We start from the raw sequence: 23,970 nt of genomic DNA, 5'->3' as shown, positions 1-23,970 counted from the left end.
ATGATTGATATCATAATGAAGGATATACTCGGTACACCTGCAATCCTTGTCGGTCTATTCGCCTTAATCGGGCTCCTCATCCAGCGCAAGAATTCAGGGGATGTCGTGTCCGGAACCCTCAAAACGGTCATGGGCTTCGTCATCCTCGGGGCGGGTGCGAATGTACTCGTCCAGTCCCTTGGGCAATTCAGCAGCATGTTCAACCACGCGTTCGAAGTCGACGGGGTCATCCCGAACAACGAAGCGATCGTGGCTCTTGCACAGGAAAGCTTTGGTACGGAAACAGCGATGATCATGCTGTTCGGTATGGTGGTCAATATTCTGATCGCACGATTCAGTCCTTTTAAATACATCTTCTTAACCGGACATCATACCATGTTCATGGCCTGCATGATCGCCGTCATCCTGACAACCGGAGGATTCACGGGAGTACCGTTGATCGTTCTCGGTTCGATCATCCTTGGTGCATTGATGGTCCTGTCACCAGCGATGCTTCAGCCGTTCACACGTAAAGTCACGGGTTCAGATGACTTTGCCGTCGGGCACTTCGGCTCAATCGGGTATTTGGTTTCAGCCATGGTCGGGAAAGCCGTTGGAAAAGGAAGCAAATCGACAGAAGAAATCAAGGTACCGAAATCACTCGGTTTCCTGCGTGATACATCCGTCTCCGTTTCCCTGACGATGGTCATCCTGTTCTTCGTCGTAGCAGGCGCAGCAGGCCCAGCCTTCGTCGAAGGAGAATTAAGCGGCGGACAGAACTTCCTGGTCTTTGCCTTTATGCAAGGGATCACATTCGCCGTCGGTGTGTACATCATCTTAGCAGGGGTGCGCATGCTCCTCGGTGAAATCGTACCAGCCTTCAAAGGAATCGCGGACAAAATCGTCCCGAATGCCAAACCGGCCCTTGATTGCCCGGCGATCTTCCCATTCGCAGGAAACGCCGTCATCATCGGTTTTCTATTCAGCTTCATCGCCGGCCTTGTGAGCATGCTCTTCCTTCCACTACTAGGATTGAAGGTCATCGTTCCGGGACTCGTCCCTCACTTCTTCACGGGGGCAGCAGCCGGAGTATTCGGTAACGCAACTGGCGGACGCCGCGGTGCCGTCATCGGCTCCATGGCGAACGGAGTCATGATCAGCTTCCTGCCCGCCCTCTTGTTACCGGTATTAAGCTCATTAGGATTCCAGGGAACCACGTTCGGAGATGCAGACTTCGGTTTAGTCGGCATCGTACTTGGAAATCTCGTCACCTTGATCGAATCCAATATGATGGTATTCGTATCCATCATCGTTCTTCTCGCCGTCCTGTTCTTTATCAGCTATAAGTCGAAAGGGACTGGGGAGAAGGAAGAAACGGAAGTAGCATAAGATGAAAACAGCCACCCGCATTGTTGCGGGTGGCTGTTTTTTTCGTTGCGAGCCATGGGGACATGTACCGTGGCTTGTGAAATCATTAAAATTGTAAAAAAAATCATTCTCTAATAGAAGGTTTTCGTGTAATCTAGTCCATGTCATAATTCTTTTGAGAAAATTTTACAGATTATTATTAAATCAATTGTAACGAATGACCGTTTTTCTGGAGTAATAGATGATTAGATCGTTAAAGGGACCCTTTCCTTTATGACCAACACTTTTTCGAAAAGGAGGTAAGACGTGGATAAGGAAGATGTTTATCAAGAATACGCAGATTTTATTTTTAGATACCTAGTAACCCTGACAAAAGACGCTCAATCTGCTGAGGAGTTGACTCAAGAAACATTCTATCAGGCTATTAAGTCCATCGCTCATTTTCGAGAAAACGGAAAAGCCTCGTTTTCCACCTGGCTCTGTTCAATTGCCAAGAACGTTTGGCTGCAAGAAGTGAATCGTGAAAGGAAGAAGCACCGGTTAGTGAAATCACTAAGCAGTGCACACACTCCCAATTACAGTTTGGAAGACCAATATATTCAAAACGAAGACAAAATTCACTTTTTTAAGCAGGCTCAACAACTTAGCGAGAAAAAACGTGAGCTCCTTTATCTCAGGTTATTAGGGAATTTATCGTTCAAAGACATCGGTTCGATATTGGGAGAAACAGAGAATTGGGCAAGAGTCACATTTTATCGTGCCAAACAACAAATAAGAAAGGGTGATCAATGAAATGAATCATCATGTGTTTAAAGATTTGGTTCCGAGCTATCTGGAACATTTAACGAGCGAAGAGACCAATAGGCAAATGGACGTACATATGGAGCAGTGCAAAGACTGTAGAGAATATGTACATGACATGCGAGAAGAATGGATGTCAGAACATGTGCATGTTCAGGCAAAAGAGGATAGAAATGTTGACTACTTCAAAAAGGTAAGATCAAAGAACAGAAAGAAAATATTCACGATTGTCGCCTCTCTCCTATCCCTTTTCCTCATTTTAATGCTTAGCTATTACCTGCTCTTTGTAAGAATGTGGATAGCAGATGCAAACCATGTTCAAACAACCATCCAAAAGCAAGGGAACACGGTTACACTGACATTCACATCAAAACAAGACAACCACTTCCTACTACCTAGAAAAGAACAGCTGAATCAAGACTATATAGACTGGATGATTATTTATGAGAAGCGCGAAGATTTTTCAACTCCAGAAAGCCTGAAGGATGAGATTAACATTACCTATACCTTCTTGGATGAAAACACTTTATTACTGGATAATGGGAAAGAGAAAAAACTGACAGCTGATGACAAAATATTGATTCAATACAAAGACCACACGAAAGAACTATCATTAATGGATTTATACCATTCTGACCTTTAAGCCGTGGGGACAGGTATCATGGTTTATTGTGTGCTGGGTAATCTCGTCACCTTGATTGAATTTTCCGTTTCAATCATCGTCCTTTTCTTCATCAGCTTTAAGTCGAAAGGGACCGGGGAGAAGGAAAAAACAGAAGTAGCCACCCATCATGTTTGTGGAGGGTGGCTACTTCTGTTTCTTCTATTACGATGCACTTAATATATATCCTTCTGAGTAAAATTCCAAAACGCAACGGCAAGACAAGCGACAGTCCATACTCCAAGTACGGTTAATGAAAACGGCAGTGACATCCCTTCGATTGGAGGAGCTTGACCTTCTAAGTAATTGATCAGGTCAAAATTCAAGTTCACCAAATACTTTGAGCTCGTCCAGCTAGAACCGATTGAAGATAAAAGGGTGCCTGCAATCAACACAGCCATCATGGCCCCGATACCAGTTGCTGTATTTTTCACAAGTACTGAAATCATCAGGCTTATGGTTGCAACAGTCGCTGTAACGACCCATGCAAGACCCGCTGACATCAGCAAGTATTTCCACATCGGGAGGGTATGGATATAGGTCGTTGAAAACTCACCTGATGGGGAAGCTTGAAAGCCCGTCAGAATAGGTGCCGTCCAGCCATCATATCCGAGGACGATCCCTGAAATTCCATAGCAGACAACCACCGTAGCTGCTATCAGCATCGATGTATACAACAAAACCGTCAGCCATTTGGCCATCAGGATCTTCCAGCGTTTGATCGGTCGGGATAATAATGTCTTGATGGTGCCGTCATTGTATTCCCCACTCACAATATCAGCCATCATGATAATGATGAGTAAAGGCAGGACCAGTGTGAGTCCCTGTGAGAAGAAAATCCGGATGAATGTAGGTGCTCCAGGATAGTTCGGATTGATGTCGTTGTCCAAGTAGTATTGCTTTTGCTTTAAATCCAATTCAAGGAATTGTCTGGCCTCATCCTGGATTCCACTGGATGCCAGCCGGTTTTGCCGATCGACGATCTCCTGCTGCAGATCCACCCGCCAGTCCAGAGTACCCTGCTTTTCAATCTTCTCTTGTATCTCCCGGTATTGTGCATATGTAAACATAGAGACGAGAATGATTAAGATCGCAATGACAACGGCAAAGCGTTTTTTGGAAGCAATTTTCATAACTTCATTATGAATCAGACCGATCATATTTGGGTTAGACAATATGATCGCCCCCTGTCAAACGAATAAATAAGTCCTCCAATGTCTGGACCTTCCTTTCGATTGTCCATACCTCAATTCCCGCCTGTAGTAAAGATTCATTCAGGATCGACGTTTTGCTTTCATCCATGAGAGTATGGATCGTATGATCATCGTACAGTTCTGCAGCTTGGACATAGGAAGATGCTTTAAAGAGATCAAGTGCACGAAAAGCATTATTGACTCTCCAGTCCACACCTGATGACAATGCATCCACTAACTCCCTTACCGTGCCTACCTTCACGATTCTCCCACGGCTCATAATCGCCACTCGATCGGCAAGCATCTCGATTTCACTTAATATATGACTGGATACAAGAACGGAAAGACCCGTTTCGTCGACCAGTTTCCTGATAAATGTACGGAGATCCTTGATTCCCATTGGATCCAACCCATTTGTGGGTTCATCCAATATAAGCACATCCGGTCGGCCCAACAATGCTTGTGCAATCCCGAGCCTCTGACGCATCCCCAGTGAATAGGTCTGTACCTGGTCATCAATTCGTGCAGTCAGATCAACCAGATCAATGACCTCCTGTATTCGTTCACTGTCCACCTTAGGCAACATCCGTGCAAACAGTTGCAGATTTTCCCTGCCGCTCAAATACTTATATAACTCTGGATTTTCTACGATCGAACCAAGGCGCTGCATCGCCTGTACAAATTGCTTTCTCACATCAAAGTCACAGATTTTTATGACTCCCGATGTTGGCTTGATCAGACCGACGAGCATCCGAATCGTAGTGGTTTTTCCAGCACCATTGGGACCAAGGAATCCAAATACTTCTCCTGGATAGATTTCAAATGATATATTATCTATAATCGTCTTTTTCCCTATTACTTTCGTTACATTTTTCAATTGAACGGTTGGCTTTATGCTCATATCATCACCCTACATCCATTCTAACCAACTTTTTTCTCAATTGCTCTTATAAATACTCAGCATGAGGAAAACTTGGTACAATCATAATAGAAGGAGAGATTAAGAGATGAAAAAATGGATGTGGCAACTATTTATCACCCTTTCCCTTGCACTGACCGTTCTATTTGGATATGGATTTGCGCGAGCCTATTCGGATATCGCCAACCCTCCCAAAGAGAAGATATCAGCAGAATCAGAAGAAGCTCCCGCTACTCCTGGAGAAACGTATATTGCACTTGGCGACTCATTGACAAGAGGGGTAGGCTCTTCGAAAGGAGAAGGTTTTGTCCCGCTGGTGGGAGATTCACTTAAAGAAACCAATACGGTGGAGCGGTACCAAAACCTAGGGGTACGGGGTGCGAGGATTGAAGATTTACTGGCCCAGTTAGAACAAAAGGAAGTCAAACGATCTCTTAAGGACGCCAAAATCATTTCCATCACGATTGGGGGAAACAACCTCTTTAATTCTGGTGAGATCTTAAACAATTATTCAGAAGCCACCGCCCTTGGCATTCTGAAAACCGACATTCCCAACTTGGAAAAAACGTTTGAAACCATTCGTGATATAAATAAGGATGCCGTCATCCTCTATATGGGGCTATATAATCCCTTTAAGGAATTACCGGACGGGGATTCCTTTGACTCGGTCATTCAAAAATGGAATGAATCCGCCCGTACATTAGGCTTAACATACGACGTTCAAGTGGTGGACACCTTCAATTTGGTAACGGATGCCGAACGCGATCTTTCAAGTGACAACTTCCATCCAAATGATGCTACTTATCAGGAAATGGCTGATAGCCTGTCCCTTGTGATTGAAAAAAATATTATAAAATAATTCCTAAAAGCCATGGGGACAGATACCATGGCTCTTTCATACCCCCAGGCTCTTTATCAAATCTGGTGCACAATCTCCAATAATCGCTTTGGATCTTCAGAAGAGACCCTCTCTGACAATCTGGCCGCAGCAATGATGGGCGCCCATTGACATACTTCTTCTTTAGACATTCCCCTCTTCTCACAGTACAGCCGCATATACACATCCGCCAGTTCCTTTGAGACCTGGGAATACAGGAGATAGGTTCGATATACGTCAGCACGTCTATCCCCTGCACTGGAATCCACCCAGTCGATGATGGTGACGTTATTCTCTGACAGAATTAAGTTGTATAAATGGAAATCGCCGTGACAGAGCGTTTTTTCATAGGTCATGGATTCTAGTTTTCTGAACAATGCGGACTTTAGCTCATTATCCAATTCGGATGCAGATTCTATTTGACGATGCAGTTTTTCGGACATAAGTTCAATGGAATGGGCCTTGATCTGATGAATGCCCATTTGGATATCTACAGACATGCCCATATAGTACTCCGCATTTTCCATGTTGTCAGTCAGAAGATCACCTAGTGTTCTTCCTTTTATGTGCTCCATGATGATGACCTGTTTTCCGTCTATGTTTGTGACATCTACGACTTCAGGTACGGGCAGTCCGCATGAATGGGCGTATTGTTGCTTTTTTGCTTCTTTTTGGGATTCCTCGACTGGTAAGGAGTCGCTAAAGACTTTGTATATTTTATTATTGTAGAGATAGACTTTTGCTGTGTTTCCTGTTGCAATGGGAGTTCCTAAGTTCATTGTGTTTCGCCCCTTATTCTTCTAGCGTCTTCTATAATATAAAGGAACTTCTTTATCTTAAGGCTTATTCCAAAAAAACGTCGTCACCACAAACGGAAGAAGCAACCCGACCACTAATATGAGACCATTTCCAAACAGGCCGATTTTTCTGTAGGCCGTTTTCTCACCGAACAAAGCTGCAAGAAAACCAATGACTGCCGTGATGACCGCAGGCAGTAAGAATGTGTCTTTCCCTAACAGGGCTAAAAAATAGAATACTAGACCAACTAGAAAGATGATGAATGAACCTAGACTGAATACTTTTTTCAATTGTACCCCTCCTCTTCTCTAATCTACATATGTCGTATTTATTAAAATCATTCTTTATCCGTCCCGTAATAGGATATTCAATAAAAACGAACAAACCAACCCCGATACCGCTGCCACCAGTCCGTTCAAACCGATTGCAGTCAAGCTCAAACCACCCCATCCTCCGACGGCAAGACTAATGATCCAGCATAATGCAGACAATAGGACCAGCCAAAAGAATAATTTTACATTAAAAAAAGAAGGGATCCTCCCGTACTTCTGCAAAATTTGTAAAACACATGCAGCAACAGCCCCTATGACGACCAACGTTAACACGTCAATTGACATGAAGAATGCCTCCCCGTCAGTTTCTGTTCTTATCCATCCAACCTACCGCATAGTCCACCATCAGTTTCATAGGGATGAGATAGCTCTTTGCATCTCCTACCTTCCCTTGTCTCACATAGCATGTTTCTCTGTGAAAATCCTCAAACAGACGGTCAAAATCGTCGGACTCATTATTAATATCACGATACGTGGTCCATACTTCTTTCATGCCTTTTTTAATTTTGACATCCCATATTTTTCCTTTTAAAAAAGTGTTGGTTTGCCTGTATTCAGCAAGGTGCAATGAGGTATTTGAATTCGTCGGGGCTCCAAGGAGAAGAATGCAGCCACCCAGTTCATATATCTTTCCTAATGGAGAGTGTTCATTCATGGAAAAGTCGAGACCATGTTCCTGCGTGATGCCGGCAGCATCTTCCCCCCAGGCAGCGAAGGACGTATGTGGATGGGGACTCCGTCTCACCCCGTCTTGCTTTCTGAATGTCTCCGGTATGAACCCCATATAAGAGGTCGGGGTTAAATCGGGATGAAAAGTCGGCATGTTCTCCCGGATGAGTTCCAGTTCTTCATCTGAATAACCACTTCCATATTCCGTCGGGTCGCAAAGATGCTCGGTTTGGGTGGGCATGACGATGTTTCCTCCGGTACCGACCGCCTCTTCCAGTGCAAGGATCACGGAAACCGGACCGCCTATGACTCTGCCGATTGATTTTAAGGAGGAGTGGACGATGAGGGTCATTCCTTTTGTGACGCCCATCCTCACTAAATCGTCTACAATATGATCTTTGGTGATGAGTCTTCCTTTTTTCATAGTCTATTCTCCTTTATTTCGGTTCGCCTGATTGGTTCCTATGTAATAACTACCGAGCCCAAGCATCATACCGCCACCTACGCTTAGTAACGTTCCAATGATTACGATATTGGTAGATAAATAGACTCCCAGCATAAAGAGGAGTAACCCGGTAATGAATAATAGCTTACCCGTTTTCATGTTTGGTTCCTCCGATCACCTTCTATTAATTCCAATTATTTCAAATAAAGAAGAAATTCACAATTTTTTTTTATCTATTTAGGAAGTGTCATGTTGACTCTCACACTCCATAACGACGAGCTAAACACTAACCTCAGATCTTTAATTTCTCTGTATCGATTCCAGCTCCCTTCAATTTTGAATCTGCCTCATCCTCAATGATGTCCTTAAATATCTGTAATGCACCGTCAAACTCGACATGCTTATCCATCATAAAGCTCATCCTATGTTCAACGTCAATCCACGTTGAAATGTCTGCTTCATTATGTTGGATTTGTGCTTCCAATTTATCCAACGCATTGGCGACTTTGGCTTCGTATGTTTCTTTCTCTTCAAATTCATGCCACAGTTCATAAAACTCTTTACCTAACGGATCGTCTAACATGTCTCTAATTCTCTCAATGGATTTTCTCTCATTAAGCTCCTTTTGTTCCTTTACTGCTGAATCCTTCATCGTATCAAACGCCGGAATGTCCCCTGCTTCTGCCTCCACGAGATCGTGAATGATGATCATCTTTAATAATTTCTCCGAATCCACTTTCTCTGTTAAGTAAGGTTCCATAAGCATGGCCATCAGGGAGACTCTCCACGTATGTTCGGCCACGCTTTCCTGTCTGCCATTCGAGAGCCAGCTATGCCTCATTTCGGATTTCAGCTTTTCTCCCAGTTTGACAAGTTCCAAAATGTTTACAAGTTCTTTTTTCATTTATTACTTCTCCTTCTTTATTCTCCTTTTCAGGCTGCGTATCTGACCTCGGTGATTGATCTCGTCTTCCAGGACATGAAACCAGAGGTAATAATGGTTAAACGGGACACCATTCGGCCACTCATTCTCTTCGAACAGCCAGTCATCGTTTCTTTTTCTAAGCTCGGACAGGGTGTTTTTCCTGACGGTTGTGAGTTCGTCGATGTTAACCCACCTATCCTACATTTTACCAATTCCCTCCATTTTTAATAGACTGATATTTTGGAGATAAGAGTGATATAATGAAATCAGATACAAAAAAAGAAGCTCATTAAGCTCCTTCAAGCGGCAAGTATACCGCCACTTCTTCCCCGCCATCCTCCAAGGGATGATACGTCTCCACTATATATGCTTCTGTTTTTCGTTGATATCCCTGTTCTTCAATCCACTTATTAAGATCCTTATGAAGATTTCCAATATCGGTTCCTTTCGCGGTTGCATAGTTTTCGTCCAATTCCAGGTACGTCATCCCATCAGGAACGTTAGTTAGGGGTTCGTCTAGTTGGACGCCGACATAATAGATTCCATTGACATGAGCATGGTCCCTTTTCGGCTCATACAAGGCGATTTCCGGTCCTGTGACGGCATTGACTTCGTGTAATCTTAAGAGAAACTCCTGCGCATGCTTTGGCACTTCCGTACTAAAATCACTGAAGGCTCCTTCCCCCTTTAATCCTATAAAACGAAATGTTTTTTTCATTTTCGCAACCATTCATATCCCTCCCTGTTTTTTGTATTTTACCATAATTATCCTTTAAACTTCTCCTCCTAAAAAAATAAGTTGACGTTTCCGGGATAAAAATTGTCCATTCTGCACTTATCGATTGAGAGATCAGCTTAAGCCCAGGGGCGGATAAATAGTCGGAAAAATTCCGCCTATTGAAACCAAACGGTGCCAATATTGATGATTTTGCTAAGGTTAAGCGGGAAAATTCCGCCTATTAACCATAAAAACAAGCTCCATTCAGAATATAACCAGAAACACTCCGCTTATTTACTGTTCTTCTATAAAGACAAGATCTCTTATTTACAAGAATATGATAAAGAAAGAACCTCGCCAAATTCCTCCAGCAAGGTTCTATCTTTTAAATATAATTATCATTCCTGTACTTTTTTAAAAGCACCTCAAAAGACGAGGACTCCTTCCTAATCCCGTCCCTTAATCTTCACCCTCTGACCAACCAAATACCCACCTGCCAACACAAAGAAAATCAAGAGCAGCCAGACGAATCCGTCAGTGAATCCTGTCCGTTCAATGGCATAGCCGAACAGGGGAAAGCTGATCATAATCACAAAGCTCTCCATCAAACCGATCAGGGAAAGAAATGTAGACCGTATATTGCTTTTCAGAAAGCCCTGCACGAATGAGCTGAAGATCGGTTCGAACAGACTTAACAGCTGGGCTAGGATAAGAAACGACAGCAGGATTGCCCAGTCCGTTGCGAAGATGAATAAGGCGAAAAACATGAGAAATAGACCTAATCCGTAATACAGGATATTGAAGAACTTGAATCGCTCCTCCACCTTGTACGCAATCTTTGCCATGACGACACCGAGAAGTCCTTCGATGGTGAACACGGCTCCCACGACAATGGAAGAATAACCCAGTTCCACGAAATATTCCTGCCCGTAGAATACCATGATCACCATGACCGCACTCGCCAGGATAAAAAGAACTACCGGTGCGTGAATAACCGGGTTATGTTTCCACACGTTCACCCCCAGCCGGAATTGATGGACCCACTGGTTGTACCAGCGTCCGCTGATTTCTTCGGTCTTCTCCCGCTCCGGTTCTTTCATGAACAACAAGGGAATCACCGCCAGGACGTGGGTGACGATGGTGGACCCGTACACCCACTCCCAGCTCACTTCCGCCATGAAACCACCGAGGAATTTCGCCAGACTCAGGGATAACAGAGAAATCGCCGTCATGCTTCCGATCACCCGGGTATAATCCTTTTCCCGTTTGTCATTCTTCAATGTATCGTAGGCAAATGCCTGCTCGGCACCAGAATGAAGGGTGACCATGAGCCCCATGGATAGAAACGCCAAGGTGAACATGGAGAAATTACCGCTCAAGAGCATGAACAATCCGTAAAGGAGACTGAACAGATTCCCGATCACGAGGCTGACCTTCCTCCCGTACAAATCAGCGATCATACCCGTCGGTACCTCGAATAACACAATGGCCAAATGGAGAAGCGCCTCAAGGACCCCGATCTCACCCAATGTCATCCCCTTGTCGCCAAGATAGATGACCCATAGTGCCCGGTCGAAAAACAGCTGGGCAAAAAAGAGATAAAAGTATAGTAAATAGATATTGTTTTTTGTTTTTAATATGTTCATCATTTCGTTTCGTCCTCTCATTTAAAAAGCTCAGGCGGCTTGAGCAAAGGCGACAAGCATAAGATGAACAGGGCGGAAAGGCGTTTTTTGCCTTTTGGGCCTGTTCTTCTTATGACCTCGGGCCTTTAGCCGCCGGAGCTGGATTAAAAAGCGCAGGCGGCTCGAACACCAGCAGGATTTTCAGCTGCTGAATGGCTGGTCGCTCCCCAGCCGCCATCGCTCCATGAAATCAAAAAAGCCACAGGGAATCATTCCCCATGGCTTTCGCTGTTACAGGAAATCATATACTCGTTCACACTATGAAAAATCAGCTAAAAAGGACAGACGTGTCCCGAGGACGGCTGAAATTCCAATAATAGACATCATTAATAGTCGATATTTTTTGATGTCTACAGTGAACGTATGCATGATATTCCCTCCTTTATTAGTTAAGATTCTATTTTATTATAGCTCTCTTCCTTTTTCTGGACAAGGGAACATTTTTCATATCCCATGGTAGCTCCGCTCATACTAATAGCTAAGGGAGGTGATCTGTTTATGAAAAAGCTTAATCAAACAAATATGAAAGCCACTACATCAGGGACGGACCCTCAGCAGGTGAAAAAACAAATCCAAAAAGATGTCGCTGCAGGCCAGGGAGCTATGACTTCACGGGAAGCAGGATCCATGCGAGAATAAGGATCAAAAAAGGGGCGGTTCTTATCGTCCCTTTATCTTCTTTTAAAAAAGGAATTGGTTTAAGGTAGATTGTCCGATGCCTATATTTTATAATGAAGTGAAGGAGGTGATAAAATGGAAAAGCAAATACTTGAAATATTATTGGATTTAAAAGGAGAAATGAAAGAGTTTCGAAGTGAGCTGCAAACGACTCAAGCTGATGTCCGTAGCATTAGTTCTGATTTGAAAGAAACACAAGCTGATGTTCGCAAGATTAGTTCTGATTTGAAAGAAACTCAAGCTGATGTCCGCAAGATTAGTTCCGATTTGAAAGAAACTCAAATTGATGTCCGCAACATTCGTTCCGATTTAAAGACAACTCAAGATGATGTGAAGGAAATCAAGGAAACTGTGAACCGGATAGAAGCATCACAAACCGAAGATGTCATTGCGATGCTAAAGGTGACGAGGCAGAGCATAGAATCTGAATTTCACTATACGAATACAAGAATGACTGATATGGATAAGCGGGTCTTCAATCTTGAAAACAGGGTGGAGCGTTAATGCGGCTAACATCACTTGTTTACTACTTACTCAGCTTGCCTCGTCACATTCCCTTCATCTTCCTCAGTATGGTATTCCACTCAATGTTGTTTTCTTTTCCATTTATACGGCTTATCTGCCCAATGAAACAACAACATAAAGAAAAATATACAGAAGCTGATACTGATATTTTCTATCCACCTGATCTCTTCATTTTTGATGAATTGGTAGAGGATCTTACCAACAAAATAGCCCAGGGGAAATCGAACGCTTTTTTTAAACATGAAGAGACTCCTTTTCAGCGCAATACACTTTGGGATTCATTTCCATTTTATCACTTTTAGAAGATCGTGAACACTGGTAAAAACAAAGCCACAGAGGATCCACCCTCTGTGGCTTTGACTATCAATCTTTTACACTTGAACCTTCCGGACGAGACCGTTTAATTCCTGTGCCAGTTTCGCCAATTGTTCCGAGCTGCTTGTTTGCTGAATCGATGCGGAAGTTTTCTCCACTCCGGCGGCTGCTTCTTCGGAAAGAGAGGCAATTTCCTGGATGCTTGCCATCATTTCCTGCGTGCCCGCCGCCATGGTGCCAAGATTTGTGGTGACCGTTTGAATACGATTTTTCGAAAAAAAAGCAGCAAGAATCATCCCGCTGCTTTTGTTCGCTTTTTTATAAAAGTCTTTAGCAATCCGTGATAAATGACTGAGGACTTCCCGCTGCCGTAAACGGAACGAGTGTCTCGAAAGTGGTGATCGTCCCATCAGCCGCAAAGATTTCGTAAGTGATCTCACCTGTGATATTGTTGAGTGTCGCTCTGATTTGCACATTGAATGTCCGGGAAGGACCGTTATTGACCTTACCATTGATCAGTCCTACTACGATGGCCACCGTGAAATTATTTTCGCATGCTATCATCGTTCTTCTGCCCTGGGTGAACTGGAAGTTATCCCCGTTACTTGCATTGAAGACAAAGTTGAAATTATCCACTGCCGGATTACACGGACCGCCTTCAGAAGCACCGCATTCGTTGATGGTCACGTTCAACGTTCCGGTATAATCCGTGACAATACTTCCAAATCGGGTCACCCTGATTTGGGCACCAGGCTGTGCTCCCCCTTGAGTATCGAGCTTGAATTTGCACGTACATGCCGGTGGTGGAGGACAATTGATGCTGACGCTGAACGGCCCTGCACTGATCGGGATCCCGCCAACGGTTGCTCTGGCTGTCACGGTTACGGTCTCCACAGTACCTGCAACGGCCATGATCGTCGCCGTATACCGCCCATCTGCTCCCGTAATCGCAGGATTAGGATCAATGAATACTTTGTTTGAAGATTGAACGACATCGAAGAAGACCGGTACATCGGCGATCGGTGTCATCACGTCACAGACCACTCTTCCCATGATGATACCATCACATTGGATTGTTGGAGGCACGATCAGATTCATGGCTGGATTCGGACAGTCGATACATCCTGCACGCAGAAAGTTTGTATTAGATACCGGGATTCCATTTACAACGGCACTTGCTGTATAAGAAACTCCTTCGGTTATCGGGGTCGGGAATGGAACGCTTGCCACACTGGCGTATTCACCGTTGATATTCGTTGTCACGACAGAGGGCTGGAAGGTAAGAAGCGGACTGCTTAATGTCACCTGTACGCCTGGTACCGGGGCACCATCACAAAGGACACGGCCGGTTATCGGGGCACTACAACTGATCGGTCCGGGGTTATCTAATTGAATGATCGGATTTTGACACGGTGGACAGCTGACTTCGACGGAATTCATTTCAAACACTGAAACTCCGTTTACTTCTGCGCTTGCTGTATAAGTGGTTACCCGTTCGGTGGTGCCCGGTGGTACACTGAATCTGCCTGAAAATTCTCCATTGAGATTCGTAATGACTGTCGGTGAAGCAAACACAAGGAGAGGACTGCTTAATCTCACTTGCACTCCCGGTACCGGCCTACCGTCACAAAGGACGCGTCCGGTCACGACACCGTCACAAACGACGGGATTCAGGTCATCGAGGATAATGACAGGATTTTGACACGGCAGACATACTACCGTTACCGATCGTGTTTCGGAAGTGACCGGATGGCCGCCGACAGTGGCGGTTGCCGTCACCGTGATCGTTGCATCGATTCCGAGGAACGGCACCAACGTGGCGGTATACGTCCCGTCTGCCTTCGTTATGGCGGGGTTTGGCGCAATGGTCGCCTTGTTGGAATCATTGCCGATTGTAAAGAACACGGCTGCATTCGGAACGGGCAGCCCATCACAGATCAACCGTCCTGATATTTGAGTCCCTTGACATCCAACCGGGCCCTCTATCGGATTCAAGGTGAGTACAGGATTATCACACCGTATACACCCCGCCCTTACAATAATTGAATCACTGATGGTCTGATCCGATACGGTGGCTGTTGCAGTAATCCGGATATCAGGGGTAATCGGTGTTCCACGAGGGACCGTGACCGTGGTCGAAAAAACCCCCTGCCTGTTCGTGACCGGGGTCGGATCACTGAACGTCAGTTCCGGAAAGCTGGAGGTCAGAGTAACTTGTACACCTTCTACTGGTGCGTTATCACACAATACCCTTCCCCTGATGGTCGCCTCACAGCTGATGACACCCAATTCCTCCAATTGAATGACAGGATTAATACAAATGTTAGGTGGGAATAAATCAGGGCATCCTTGTGGCGGGAGCTTGATTTGACACGAAAGTTTGTCTTTTTTATTTCTCTTCTTCACATTACATGACCTTCCTTCCAATAAGCTATCAGGATAGTTTATGCGCACTCAAATGGTTCGTTCGCGTATTATAGGAAGTTTGGGAAAAATTGATTGTTTAACCTAATGGGCGGTGGAGTTTATAAAACCCGTTCCCGTTCCCCATCCGACATCTTGAAGTGAACGTTCATGGAACCTCCCCCGTCGACATGATTAGGGACATCTGACACATCGAGTAACTCTTTAACCTCAACCATCTTTTCACCCCCGGCTTCTATCGTGATCCGGTAAGGCCCTCCCTCATTCATGAGTGAGGTCAGACGATGAGCCTTATCCGGAATATATGAATCCAGAAATTCGATCTCGAACGTCACCGGATGACCACTATGGTTGGTGATATGCAGCTGACATTCTCCGTTTAATTCATCCTCACTGACACTCTCGAAATCACACGTCCCCTTGCCATCGTACGAAATAGCGGCAACTCCTTTCGCAAATGTTTCCTGGTAAATCGTCACAAGTCCAAGAGGCAATAAGGTATAAGCGAATAAAACGATGATCACCGTTCGGACATGGTATTTCGAAATTCCCTTTACGAGTAAGATCATCGCAAAGATAAATAGGAAAGAACCAATGATGGCAAGCAGATTGTATCCATCCTGATCGCTGATGGGAAAGGACATGAAGGTGACACGCTCGAACATGGTCCGGTTATTGGGGTACGGGAAATAGAGGGACATACATATAACGAGGATCACGCCAGCGGTAATGAGGTATTTTATCAACTTCCTTCTCAATGAACATTTGGATGAGCTCCTGGGGCTCATGACCTCATCTGATTCCCCATCACATAAATACTGAGGGCGATGGCTGAAACACTGATTACAACCCCGAATACCGTCCCTGTAAAGAGGCCGATATATTCCAGACCAAACGGAAGAAGCATCGTCATGACCCCGACCCCGATCGTATACCAGCCAAAGATCTTTGCAAGCTTCTCCTTATCACCTTTATATTGATCACCCTGATATCCGGCGATTAAGTGGAGTTTTTTCTTCACCATGATTAAGTAACCGCAGTAAATGATAAGCAGCCCCAGGGATATGCATAGGATAAAGGGGATGTACATGGGGACATTTCTCCTTCTGAATTGGTTTAATCTAGCTATCTTGTGCTTCTGTTTGATAAAAAAAGTAGCTTATGATACTACCAATTATTTCAAAAGAATACATTTTATACAATCCTATTATTTATTCGTGCGGGATTCGCTCCCCTTCAAGCAGGATCTCAGATAATCATGCGGGAGTCAGATTAATCATGCCGTAGTAGAGATAATCATGCGGGATTTTCGATATTCAAGCCAACTTGTCGAAACTCTTTTATTAAAATATTTATATCCCGACTGGATTTCGATAGCTATCCGGATCTTTACCGGCGATTTCCACATCCCACACCTGTATAAAAAGAAAATTTATCCAGAAGATTTATAGTATGATAGTCATATAATATTGGTATTCACTAACAAAAGGAGTTGGGCGATGATGAGTAACGGAACGAAAGTCATTAAAGACGGCGGAGGCCAAGGTGGCATCACCTGGAAAGAAGCTTCCCGGAGTACGTCGGGGAGTTATACGATCGTCTTATATAAAAGCGCAAACGGCGGGAGTCAGTGGAAAAAGGTCACGTATGACAAAAGCGGTAAAATCGTGAAAGTGGTCTACGGGGGTTAACAGGAAAAGGATGATGGCGGAGGGAACCATCATCCTTTTTCATTAACGGAAGGACTCCGCCAGTTTGATCATGTCGTCTTTAGTGAGGGTGATGCCGGACCGTGCCGGCATGTATTTCATTTCATATATCGCCTCGCCTTCCATCCATGTCAGCCTACTTATCTTTAAAGGGCCCTCTGTTTCAGAATAGCTTCCTTTAGAAGTACCGACCTTCACCGATTCTTCAGATAAAGTCAGATCTAAACCAGGCTCAAGAAGTTGAAATGACATCGTGATCGTCTGCTTTTCCGGACCCATGAGAGTGACGATTTGTGCGTTTCCGTAGGGGCCTTCCTTCTCTTCCGTGCTTACATTTTCCACTTTGAACGGAACTTTGGTGATGAACTTGAACTCTCTTCCCAGGAATTCCGGTCGATCGCTTGCTTCATATAACGGAGCGCTCGCATTGTTCCCGATGATCCCAAGCTGTGTTCCGCCGAAGTAAACAAAGATTGAAAGGCAGGCGGCGAAAAATAGCATAGACAGAATAGGTGCCAGGATCGGTTTTTTATGGATAGAAAATGACTTGGTCTGCTTCGAATGGACTTCATTCAAGATATTCTCTCTCATCTTGTTCGTAAAACCACGCCCTTTGAAGGTCTCTTCTTTCATCAACCCGCGCAATGATTTCAATTCATCCATTCTTGTACACCTCACTTCGTTTAATTGTGGAACCGAGCAGAGCCTTGCCTCTTGTCAGTCTTGTCTTCACGGTATTCGTATTGATGTCGAGACTCTCACCGATCTCGGCTACCTTCATTTCCTCAAAATAGTATAGAAAGATGACTTCCCGATATTTGAGTGGCAGGGCCAGGACGCTTTGGATCAACTCTGAATTCTGTTCATTTTTGATCACAGTTTGTTCCGGTGCCCCCATCTTCCCTTTCACCAAATCGTTGATCTTGTTGGAGATACTGACCATCTTCGTATCCCATCTCCTTAAATAATCCTTGCAATGGTTAATGGCGACAGAGATGATCCATGTCTTCAGGGAGGAATCTTCCCTGAACGTATCCATCTTTTGATAAAACTTGATGAAGACCTCCTGTGTCAGATCCTCCGCCAGGCTATGTTCTTTCACATAGGAATAAACAACATAATAGACATCATTTCCATACTGAGTCATGGCTTCCTCAAGTAGTCGGTCTTTCTCGTATTTCGTCCGCTCTTCCATTTTAGAAAATTCACCTGCTTTTATGTATCATTCATTAGACGCTGCTCAAATGATAAAAGTTTTATTATTTACAATTTTAACCAAAAATAAAAACCTGGCGAGTCTCCTCGGGCAGGCTTTCTCCGGGCAGTGCCCGCTTCCATTATTACAGAACATTCCAGATCATACAATTGTTTCTTGGATTGCTCTTTCAAAATTACGAGGGACGGACCTCCCTATTCAGCGTTCCTTTTTTTCCTGATGGAATACATATAGATGGCGGATGGGGGGAAAGTGGCCGGACATGGAGTTGAATCGTATAGGGAAAATGACCATCCCTCATTAATCATGCCGGTTTTACACACAATCATGCGGGATAGGAAGAAATCGTGCGACCAACAGAATAATCATGCGGGATTCCTATTTTTCATGCCGTTTCCGACCATAATCATGCCGATTTGTCGAATAATCTTTATTTCTTCAAAAAAAAAGCCTCGTCACAATCGACGGGCACTTTATATCATCCTTCTAAAATACTTCTCCATCTCCCTCTCAGAGATGATCATTCTCCTTGAGAAATCCTGCGTTCGTACCACATATTCCTTGATGCCGATATATTCGGATTCAACGACCAAATAGAAACAGGAGCCTTTTTTGACTCCCCTGAAATCACGTTTTAATTGATATCTCTTCATGTTGACTAAAGCCCGCAGATCACTGGCTCTCCTCCACTTGATATGACTGCGGAGGGATCGTCTTGATCTTCTTGATAAAATAATAATGTTTATATAATGCGATTCCGATGAGGATGATCCGGACAAGGAGAATGTCGACGTACAGGACGGACAGCAGGATAAAGAAGTCTGCGGTCAGATTGATCTTGATTTTTTCTTTCAGGGTCATTCCCTTTTTTTCAAGAAAGGGGACCACATATTTTTTGTAGATGTACGTGTTTTTAAACCAGGCATCCACTCGCTTCGAGCTCTTGGAAAAGAAATAAACCGCCAGCAGGTAAAACGGGCCACCCGGCAGAACGGGCAGGACTGTTCCGGCAACACCGCATACCAAGGCTATAAACCCGAGTAGCATAAACAAGATGCTTTTCATCTTTTTCAATGTCATGATCCATCTCCCCTACCCTCAACCGTTTTCCTTCATTGTACTATAAATATAGCAGAAAGTTGGGTGTGACGGGTTAGGAGATTATTGTTAATGCATTATCCCGCGCAGTCATCACCATCTCCGGGGATCATGCCCATCGTCTAACTAGTCATTGAACGCGTCGACCCGAAGTTTCTTCTTCCCAACTGGCCTGAAGGAAGCTTTCCAAGGTAAGGACCTGTACCGGCTTCTGCCTGTATTTTTTCATCAGGTAGAAAAGAATTGAAAGTATCATGGGAGCAGCCCCTTTCCTTTTTTAAGAGTATGAAAGGAGGAGCATTGGCATGACAAATTTCACAAGGGGACACTAAACCGTTTTTCTGACTCGCTCAAACCGTTCCTCTTCCTTCAGAGGTTCTGTTTGTTCGATTCCCTGTTTCGATATCGATTTCTCTGCTATCCGGAGCCCATCCTTATACCCCTCAAGCATCATCTTGAAAGCCAATACCGTCAACGTCAGTAAAAAAATCGGGCAAATCGCGATCCACCAGTAAGTCGTAAACAAAAAGCGGAAGTTATTGCCGATGATTCCGGACCACTCATTGGAAAGGGAGACGAAGACCATATTTTTAAAGAGGTCTTCCTTCATCATCCCCCCGCCGAAAAAGATGCCCAAGATCCCTAGATGAGCGAGAAGGATCAGGACCTGGATCATCTCCCTGAGAAAAATGATTACAAGCTGGGGCTTCAAAAACGGCAGGATATGCTTGACGAGGATATGCCGGCGGGTGCCCCCCAGGATCTGAACACTGTCCATGAATTCTTTCTTCAGTATCAGATTGACTTCCTTTGAAATGGTCAGGGATGTGATGGGAACGGCAGCAAACGTCAGGACGAGGATTTCGATGATGACCCTTGTTCCAAAACCATAGGTGAATTCAGAATCTGTGCCGTTAAACATCCCATCTGTAAACAGGACCCAGTACAGCATAAGATACGCAATAAGAGTGACTGGATAATAGTAGAACGCTTCAAGGAACGGACGGATCCGGCCGTTCAGCTTCGGGAGATAGAGCTCGGACAGTGTTCCCCATACAGATGAAATCACAAATCGCAACGCCGCAATCAGAAAAGCAACACCAAGGGTATACTTCGCTCCAATCAGGAGAATATGGAACATGCTTTGAGCGAGGTTATTCGTCCCAAATGGCGGGTACTCCCATGGGGAATAAGGCGGGCTTTTCACACCATCTTCCGTTAATCGGAGCTCAGCCACCGGAATGTGATTATCGAAGAACCATCCATACATCAAACTCCCCATCAGCGTAAGGAAGATGAATAAAAAGCCCGTCATAAAGAGCCTGTTTTTCCATAAAGCCATCATCCTCCCACCACCTTCTTTTTCACTTTTTTGACTAATTCCTCAAGCAAAAATAGGGGAATGAACATGAGGAGGACACTCATGGTGGCAATTTCGTAACTTGGGTGATTAATGACAAACCAGGTAAGACCGTATGTATTAAAGAGAATCTCCAGCATAATCAAATTGGAGAGCATGAACGAAATGATCATTTTCGAATGATTGATCAAACTGACCACGCTGTTGCGGAACACATGCTTCATCAAAACGTGCAGACCAGAGAGCCCTTTCCCCGTCGCAAGCTCCACGTAAGGCTTCATCAATTCCTCCTCGAAAATAAGGATCAGCGTCCGGTAAAGGAAAATCGTCGGCAGGATGCTGTATGTAAGGAGCGGCAAGGCATATGGCCGATCCGCCCCGCCCACCACCTCGAAGACCAATATCCCGGTCTTTTTAAATAAAAATACAAAGAACATCTGGGCGAGCACAATGACGAACACATCCGGCACTGATTCAAGGATCGTCGAGGTCCCTATCAACACGCGCCTCTTTTTCAAGGAAAGCTGGAATGTAATCAGAATCAAGAGAATGGCAAGCCCCAACGAAAGTAGAAAGCCAAGGAACAGAATGGTCAACGTGTAGGAGTAAAACCCTAAGAAATCTGGAAAGACATCATACGTTGCATTACGGGTGAGCGACTCAGTCTGGAAGCTCATCGATGCCGGATGGGTGAGCGCACTGATGAGCTGGATGAAGTTCTTCCAGAAAGATGAGAGGCTTAAATGGATCCCGTTTTGGAAGAGGCTGATGAAGGCTCCGAGGGTGATGATCGTCAGGGTGATGGATAGAATGCGGATGGTGGTTTTCACTGTGGTCACTCCTTTTCTTTTAGAAGAGGGGCAGCTCATTACAGACGCCTATTAATGAAATTGCTCATTAAACCAAGCCTCAGTGATCGTTCCACATACAAACACTTTCCTTAAGATACGTGGTTAAGGCATCGATTGCATGGCTGGTATCAAGACTGGTTAAAAACTGTAGACGTTTTTTATTAATAGCAACCCTTTTCCAATACAATTTATAACTCCCGATCCACCAATTTAAAATCACTCTCCATCAAAGCCCCGTTCTCCTTACGTTCAGCCTTCTTCTTCTCAATCGAACCCGCCCTCACCTCATCCTCCTCCAACAATCCCTCGAGTCCCCGCGCAATCCCCGTCAATGACAGAATCGTCAAGGCGAAGAAGAACATCGGGATCATAAAGATCCACCAGGCGTTGGTCAATTCGACAAAGCTCATGGACATGATGCTCGCCCATTCCTGGACGAAGGGCTGCGGCGGCGGGCACATGGGGCCGTAGCACACATCGGTCCCACCGAAGTACAGGTCGAAGAATCCGAGGTGGGCGATGATGAGAAGCGCCTGGATCATGATTTTAGGAAAAATGATAAAGAGCCGCGGCTTCAAGTGTGGAAGCACATGGTTCTTGAACAGGAAAGTCTTGCTTCCGCCAAGGACCCGGGCACACGTCACGAACTCTTTGTCGAGAATCTGCCGTGTTTCGTTGGATAGGAGAATCGCCGTTGTCGGAGCCATGATCACGGCCAGGGCGATGGACTGCCAAATGACCCGTTCGGTGAAACTCGTTTCGAACCCTTGCATCGGTTCCCATAGCAAGGGATATAGCATATTGAAAGCGATGATCGATTGCGGGATGAAATAGAAGGACGTGAAAATCGATTGCGTCCACTTCTTCGCCCGGGATGTCGTAAACCCTCCCATCACCCCGATGGCAAAGGACAGGATGAAGCTGAGAAGGGAAATCAGGATGGCGGCGCCAATGGTATACTGCGCCCCCTCCAATACTTTGTAAAACAAGTGATCCCCTTCCCGGTCCGTCCCGAACGGAAAGTCGGCTGAAGGAGGGAACGGAGCGTCGCCGATGATATTTGCCTCATCATCGTAGAGGATATATGTATTCGGGATTTTGGCATCCGTCAGATAAAAGACCATACTCCACCCGACGAGCACAACGATGAACAATAAACAGATGCTAATGGTGACGTGATGCCGATTCCACTTTCTCATAGACTCATCTCCCTTCCTATTTTTCTCGAGATCACAAACTGCATCAATTTTAAAAGGAGATAGAGGGGAACGAATAGCATGATCGACGTAACCGCGAAGATCGCAGGTGTGTTATAGGAAAAGAGAAACGACGTGACCCCGAACACATTGAATAAGTATTCCAGGATTAATAGATTCGACAGCATCATCCAGATGATTTGCTTGCCGTGATAGGTCAGACTGACGAGCACATTCCGCATCATATGGATGAACATGATCCGGAATCGGCCAAGACCCTTTCCCTTCGCAAGCTCCACATAGGGAAGCCCCTCTTCTTCCTTCAAAAAAGACACCATCGATCCCAGAAAAAAGAACGTCGGCAGGATCGAGAGCGTGATCGCCGGGAACAGGATGACCTGATTTTCGCCTAGGGATGCGATATCGAGGAGCAGAATACCGGATTGTTTAAAGAACCAGATGACCGATAGTTGAAGAAATCCGATCACAAAAATATCCGGCAGGGAGGCGATAAAGAAAGCGACACCTTCCACCCCTTTCCGAGCCCTTTTCCCCACAGAAAAATAGAGGATCATCAGTAAGACAGAACATGTTAACGCCAAACCCAGTGCCAGGAAAAAGATACGTGCACTGCTCAGGAAAGCTTTCAGGATGATGGGAAATAGCGGACGTTCGATATGCGAGACGGGGTTCGTATAGACCAGATGGTGAGGCTCGACTAGCTCCTTGCATACCTCCATCAATTCCTTTCCGTATGTAACGAGGGAAAACGCCTGAGTTGTGAACAGGCCGGATGTGGCACTGACGAGAATGATTCCGATGATAATGAGAACGGCTTCAAGGCCGGATTGTTTGAGTTGTTTCATCTTGTACCTCCAGTAATGATTCCTGCTAATCATTACCAATATACCAGATTTGAAAATTCTGTCAATTATACCCATTACCCGATAGGTTGTTTCGGCAAAATGCTTACTTCATGATCAGGGGTGCACTTATTTCTTGGCTATTTCCTTCTCAAGGAACGCCACCCTCCCTTTCAAGGATTCTATCTCCCTTTTCATCTCTTCCTCATGAGTTCCATTTAATTTCGAGCGTTTATATATAGCCTTCAAACCCCAATAAATCATTAAAAAACAAAGTCCCAATATAAAAAGAACAATGATGATTCCAAATACAGTTTCTAAAATGATCGTTCATCCTTTCCTGCATGTAACAAATGGATGATGAG

Annotated in this window: 32 protein-coding genes and 1 pseudogene; 9 read left to right on the top strand and 24 right to left on the bottom strand. The window is 44.8% G+C overall.

Annotation, left to right across the window (positions count from 1 at the left end; all coding sequences use genetic code 11):
- The 4 genes from V8G47_RS06155 to V8G47_RS06140 all read left to right on the top strand — a co-directional run bounded on the left by V8G47_RS06155 (nucleotide 1) and on the right by V8G47_RS06140 (nucleotide 2,989).
- Nucleotides 1-1,368 (top strand): PTS ascorbate transporter subunit IIC, encoded by a 1,368-nt coding sequence (locus V8G47_RS06155; protein ID WP_336199334.1) that lies wholly within the window; start codon nucleotides 1-3, stop codon nucleotides 1,366-1,368.
- Between the two features lie 285 nt (nucleotides 1,369-1,653).
- A complete protein-coding gene (locus tag V8G47_RS06150) occupies nucleotides 1,654-2,139 on the top strand; it encodes an RNA polymerase sigma factor (RefSeq protein ID WP_336199333.1) in 486 nt (161 codons plus the stop codon).
- A gap of 1 nt (nucleotide 2,140) precedes the next feature.
- A complete protein-coding gene (locus tag V8G47_RS06145) occupies nucleotides 2,141-2,791 on the top strand; it encodes a zf-HC2 domain-containing protein (protein WP_336199332.1) in 651 nt (216 codons plus the stop codon).
- Between the two features lie 18 nt (nucleotides 2,792-2,809).
- Nucleotides 2,810-2,989, top strand: a complete 180-nt coding sequence (locus V8G47_RS06140; RefSeq protein WP_336199331.1) for a hypothetical protein — start codon at nucleotides 2,810-2,812, stop codon at nucleotides 2,987-2,989.
- Here V8G47_RS06140 and V8G47_RS06135 read toward each other — a convergent pair.
- Nucleotides 2,986-3,984 (bottom strand): ABC transporter permease, encoded by a 999-nt coding sequence (locus tag V8G47_RS06135; RefSeq protein WP_336199330.1) that lies wholly within the window; start codon nucleotides 3,982-3,984, stop codon nucleotides 2,986-2,988. The genes V8G47_RS06140 and V8G47_RS06135 overlap by 4 nt on opposite strands.
- Nucleotides 3,977-4,903: an ABC transporter ATP-binding protein gene (locus V8G47_RS06130; RefSeq protein WP_336199329.1), complete on the bottom strand. Its 927-nt coding sequence runs from the start codon at nucleotides 4,901-4,903 to the stop codon at nucleotides 3,977-3,979. Before V8G47_RS06130 ends, V8G47_RS06135 begins: the two co-directional genes overlap by 8 nt.
- 106 nt (nucleotides 4,904-5,009) lie before the next feature.
- Here V8G47_RS06130 and V8G47_RS06125 point away from each other — a divergent pair, with 106 nt between their 5' ends.
- Nucleotides 5,010-5,780 carry an SGNH/GDSL hydrolase family protein gene (locus V8G47_RS06125; protein ID WP_336199327.1) on the top strand — a complete coding sequence of 257 codons (771 nt, stop codon included), beginning with the start codon at nucleotides 5,010-5,012 and terminating at the stop codon, nucleotides 5,778-5,780.
- A 56-nt stretch (nucleotides 5,781-5,836) separates the two neighbouring features.
- Here the strand turns inward: V8G47_RS06125 and V8G47_RS06120 are convergent, their stop codons facing one another.
- The 9 genes and pseudogenes from V8G47_RS06120 to V8G47_RS06080 form a co-directional block, all read right to left on the bottom strand.
- Entirely contained in the window at nucleotides 5,837-6,577 is a 741-nt protein-coding gene (locus tag V8G47_RS06120) for a phosphotransferase family protein (RefSeq protein WP_336199326.1), read from the bottom strand.
- Nucleotides 6,578-6,634: 57 nt separating this feature from the next.
- Nucleotides 6,635-6,886 (bottom strand): hypothetical protein, encoded by a 252-nt coding sequence (locus tag V8G47_RS06115; protein ID WP_336199325.1) that lies wholly within the window; start codon nucleotides 6,884-6,886, stop codon nucleotides 6,635-6,637.
- Nucleotides 6,887-6,940: 54 nt separating this feature from the next.
- On the bottom strand, nucleotides 6,941-7,213 hold the full coding sequence (locus V8G47_RS06110) for a hypothetical protein (RefSeq protein ID WP_336199324.1): 273 nt from the start codon (nucleotides 7,211-7,213) through the stop codon (nucleotides 6,941-6,943).
- A 16-nt stretch (nucleotides 7,214-7,229) separates the two neighbouring features.
- Entirely contained in the window at nucleotides 7,230-8,021 is a 792-nt protein-coding gene (locus V8G47_RS06105; RefSeq protein ID WP_336199323.1) for an aminoglycoside N(3)-acetyltransferase, read from the bottom strand.
- A 3-nt stretch (nucleotides 8,022-8,024) separates the two neighbouring features.
- Nucleotides 8,025-8,201, bottom strand: a complete 177-nt coding sequence (locus tag V8G47_RS06100) for a hypothetical protein (protein ID WP_336199322.1) — start codon at nucleotides 8,199-8,201, stop codon at nucleotides 8,025-8,027.
- A 133-nt stretch (nucleotides 8,202-8,334) separates the two neighbouring features.
- The gene (locus tag V8G47_RS06095; protein WP_336199321.1) at nucleotides 8,335-8,946 is read right to left on the bottom strand and encodes an HD domain-containing protein; all 612 of its coding nucleotides are present in this window, start codon (nucleotides 8,944-8,946) and stop codon (nucleotides 8,335-8,337) included.
- A gap of 3 nt (nucleotides 8,947-8,949) precedes the next feature.
- Nucleotides 8,950-9,150: pseudogene (locus tag V8G47_RS06090) on the bottom strand (hypothetical protein); the annotation flags it as partial.
- 106 nt (nucleotides 9,151-9,256) lie between these two features.
- On the bottom strand, nucleotides 9,257-9,697 hold the full coding sequence (locus V8G47_RS06085; protein WP_336199320.1) for a GyrI-like domain-containing protein: 441 nt from the start codon (nucleotides 9,695-9,697) through the stop codon (nucleotides 9,257-9,259).
- A gap of 434 nt (nucleotides 9,698-10,131) precedes the next feature.
- The gene (locus V8G47_RS06080) at nucleotides 10,132-11,334 is read right to left on the bottom strand and encodes an MFS transporter (RefSeq protein WP_336199319.1); all 1,203 of its coding nucleotides are present in this window, start codon (nucleotides 11,332-11,334) and stop codon (nucleotides 10,132-10,134) included.
- Between the two features lie 534 nt (nucleotides 11,335-11,868).
- On the opposite strand from V8G47_RS06080, the gene V8G47_RS06075 reads away from it, so the two are divergent.
- From V8G47_RS06075 to V8G47_RS06065, 3 genes are all read left to right on the top strand, one after another.
- Nucleotides 11,869-12,009, top strand: a complete 141-nt coding sequence (locus V8G47_RS06075) for a hypothetical protein (protein ID WP_336199318.1) — start codon at nucleotides 11,869-11,871, stop codon at nucleotides 12,007-12,009.
- A 114-nt stretch (nucleotides 12,010-12,123) separates the two neighbouring features.
- Nucleotides 12,124-12,552 carry a hypothetical protein gene (locus V8G47_RS06070; RefSeq protein WP_336199317.1) on the top strand — a complete coding sequence of 143 codons (429 nt, stop codon included), beginning with the start codon at nucleotides 12,124-12,126 and terminating at the stop codon, nucleotides 12,550-12,552.
- A gap of 122 nt (nucleotides 12,553-12,674) precedes the next feature.
- Nucleotides 12,675-12,875, top strand: coding sequence for a hypothetical protein (locus V8G47_RS06065; RefSeq protein WP_336199316.1), 201 nt, complete (start codon nucleotides 12,675-12,677; stop codon nucleotides 12,873-12,875).
- 69 nt (nucleotides 12,876-12,944) lie between these two features.
- Here the strand turns inward: V8G47_RS06065 and V8G47_RS06060 are convergent, their stop codons facing one another.
- The 4 genes from V8G47_RS06060 to V8G47_RS06045 form a co-directional block, all read right to left on the bottom strand.
- The gene (locus V8G47_RS06060; RefSeq protein WP_336199315.1) at nucleotides 12,945-13,184 is read right to left on the bottom strand and encodes a hypothetical protein; all 240 of its coding nucleotides are present in this window, start codon (nucleotides 13,182-13,184) and stop codon (nucleotides 12,945-12,947) included.
- Nucleotides 13,185-13,218: 34 nt separating this feature from the next.
- Nucleotides 13,219-15,294, bottom strand: a complete 2,076-nt coding sequence (locus tag V8G47_RS06055) for a hypothetical protein (protein ID WP_336199314.1) — start codon at nucleotides 15,292-15,294, stop codon at nucleotides 13,219-13,221.
- Between the two features lie 119 nt (nucleotides 15,295-15,413).
- The gene (locus tag V8G47_RS06050; RefSeq protein ID WP_336199313.1) at nucleotides 15,414-16,070 is read right to left on the bottom strand and encodes a hypothetical protein; all 657 of its coding nucleotides are present in this window, start codon (nucleotides 16,068-16,070) and stop codon (nucleotides 15,414-15,416) included.
- 26 nt (nucleotides 16,071-16,096) lie between these two features.
- Nucleotides 16,097-16,402, bottom strand: a complete 306-nt coding sequence (locus tag V8G47_RS06045) for a DUF3784 domain-containing protein (RefSeq protein WP_336199312.1) — start codon at nucleotides 16,400-16,402, stop codon at nucleotides 16,097-16,099.
- 412 nt (nucleotides 16,403-16,814) lie between these two features.
- On the opposite strand from V8G47_RS06045, the gene V8G47_RS06040 reads away from it, so the two are divergent.
- The gene (locus tag V8G47_RS06040; protein WP_336199311.1) at nucleotides 16,815-17,003 is read left to right on the top strand and encodes a hypothetical protein; all 189 of its coding nucleotides are present in this window, start codon (nucleotides 16,815-16,817) and stop codon (nucleotides 17,001-17,003) included.
- A gap of 42 nt (nucleotides 17,004-17,045) precedes the next feature.
- On the opposite strand, the gene V8G47_RS06035 is transcribed toward V8G47_RS06040, so the two are convergent.
- The 9 genes from V8G47_RS06035 to V8G47_RS05995 all read right to left on the bottom strand — a co-directional run bounded on the left by V8G47_RS06035 (nucleotide 17,046) and on the right by V8G47_RS05995 (nucleotide 23,608).
- Complete coding sequence (locus tag V8G47_RS06035) at nucleotides 17,046-17,684, bottom strand: hypothetical protein (protein WP_336199310.1); 639 nt, start codon at nucleotides 17,682-17,684, stop codon at nucleotides 17,046-17,048.
- The gene (locus V8G47_RS06030) at nucleotides 17,677-18,216 is read right to left on the bottom strand and encodes a sigma-70 family RNA polymerase sigma factor (RefSeq protein ID WP_336199309.1); all 540 of its coding nucleotides are present in this window, start codon (nucleotides 18,214-18,216) and stop codon (nucleotides 17,677-17,679) included. Before V8G47_RS06030 ends, V8G47_RS06035 begins: the two co-directional genes overlap by 8 nt.
- 494 nt (nucleotides 18,217-18,710) lie before the next feature.
- On the bottom strand, nucleotides 18,711-18,890 hold the full coding sequence (locus V8G47_RS06025; protein ID WP_336199308.1) for a hypothetical protein: 180 nt from the start codon (nucleotides 18,888-18,890) through the stop codon (nucleotides 18,711-18,713).
- A gap of 19 nt (nucleotides 18,891-18,909) precedes the next feature.
- Complete coding sequence (locus V8G47_RS06020) at nucleotides 18,910-19,317, bottom strand: YbaN family protein (protein WP_336199307.1); 408 nt, start codon at nucleotides 19,315-19,317, stop codon at nucleotides 18,910-18,912.
- A gap of 148 nt (nucleotides 19,318-19,465) precedes the next feature.
- The gene (locus V8G47_RS06015) at nucleotides 19,466-19,591 is read right to left on the bottom strand and encodes a hypothetical protein (RefSeq protein ID WP_336199306.1); all 126 of its coding nucleotides are present in this window, start codon (nucleotides 19,589-19,591) and stop codon (nucleotides 19,466-19,468) included.
- Nucleotides 19,592-19,663: 72 nt separating this feature from the next.
- Nucleotides 19,664-20,677 (bottom strand): peptide ABC transporter permease, encoded by a 1,014-nt coding sequence (locus V8G47_RS06010; RefSeq protein WP_336199305.1) that lies wholly within the window; start codon nucleotides 20,675-20,677, stop codon nucleotides 19,664-19,666.
- Entirely contained in the window at nucleotides 20,677-21,525 is an 849-nt protein-coding gene (locus tag V8G47_RS06005; protein ID WP_336199304.1) for an ABC transporter permease subunit, read from the bottom strand. Before V8G47_RS06005 ends, V8G47_RS06010 begins: the two co-directional genes overlap by 1 nt.
- Nucleotides 21,526-21,734: 209 nt before the next feature.
- On the bottom strand, nucleotides 21,735-22,745 hold the full coding sequence (locus V8G47_RS06000; protein WP_336199303.1) for an ABC transporter permease: 1,011 nt from the start codon (nucleotides 22,743-22,745) through the stop codon (nucleotides 21,735-21,737).
- Complete coding sequence (locus V8G47_RS05995; RefSeq protein ID WP_336199302.1) at nucleotides 22,742-23,608, bottom strand: ABC transporter permease subunit; 867 nt, start codon at nucleotides 23,606-23,608, stop codon at nucleotides 22,742-22,744. Before V8G47_RS05995 ends, V8G47_RS06000 begins: the two co-directional genes overlap by 4 nt.
- Nucleotides 23,609-23,970 lie beyond the last annotated feature (362 nt).

Origin of the sequence: Rossellomorea sp. LJF3 (assembly GCF_037046045.1) — a bacterium.
Taxonomy (GTDB): domain Bacteria; phylum Bacillota; class Bacilli; order Bacillales; family Bacillaceae_B; genus Rossellomorea.
Note: the sequence above shows the minus strand (reverse complement) of the source record. Positions and strands in the feature narration are given on the sequence as shown.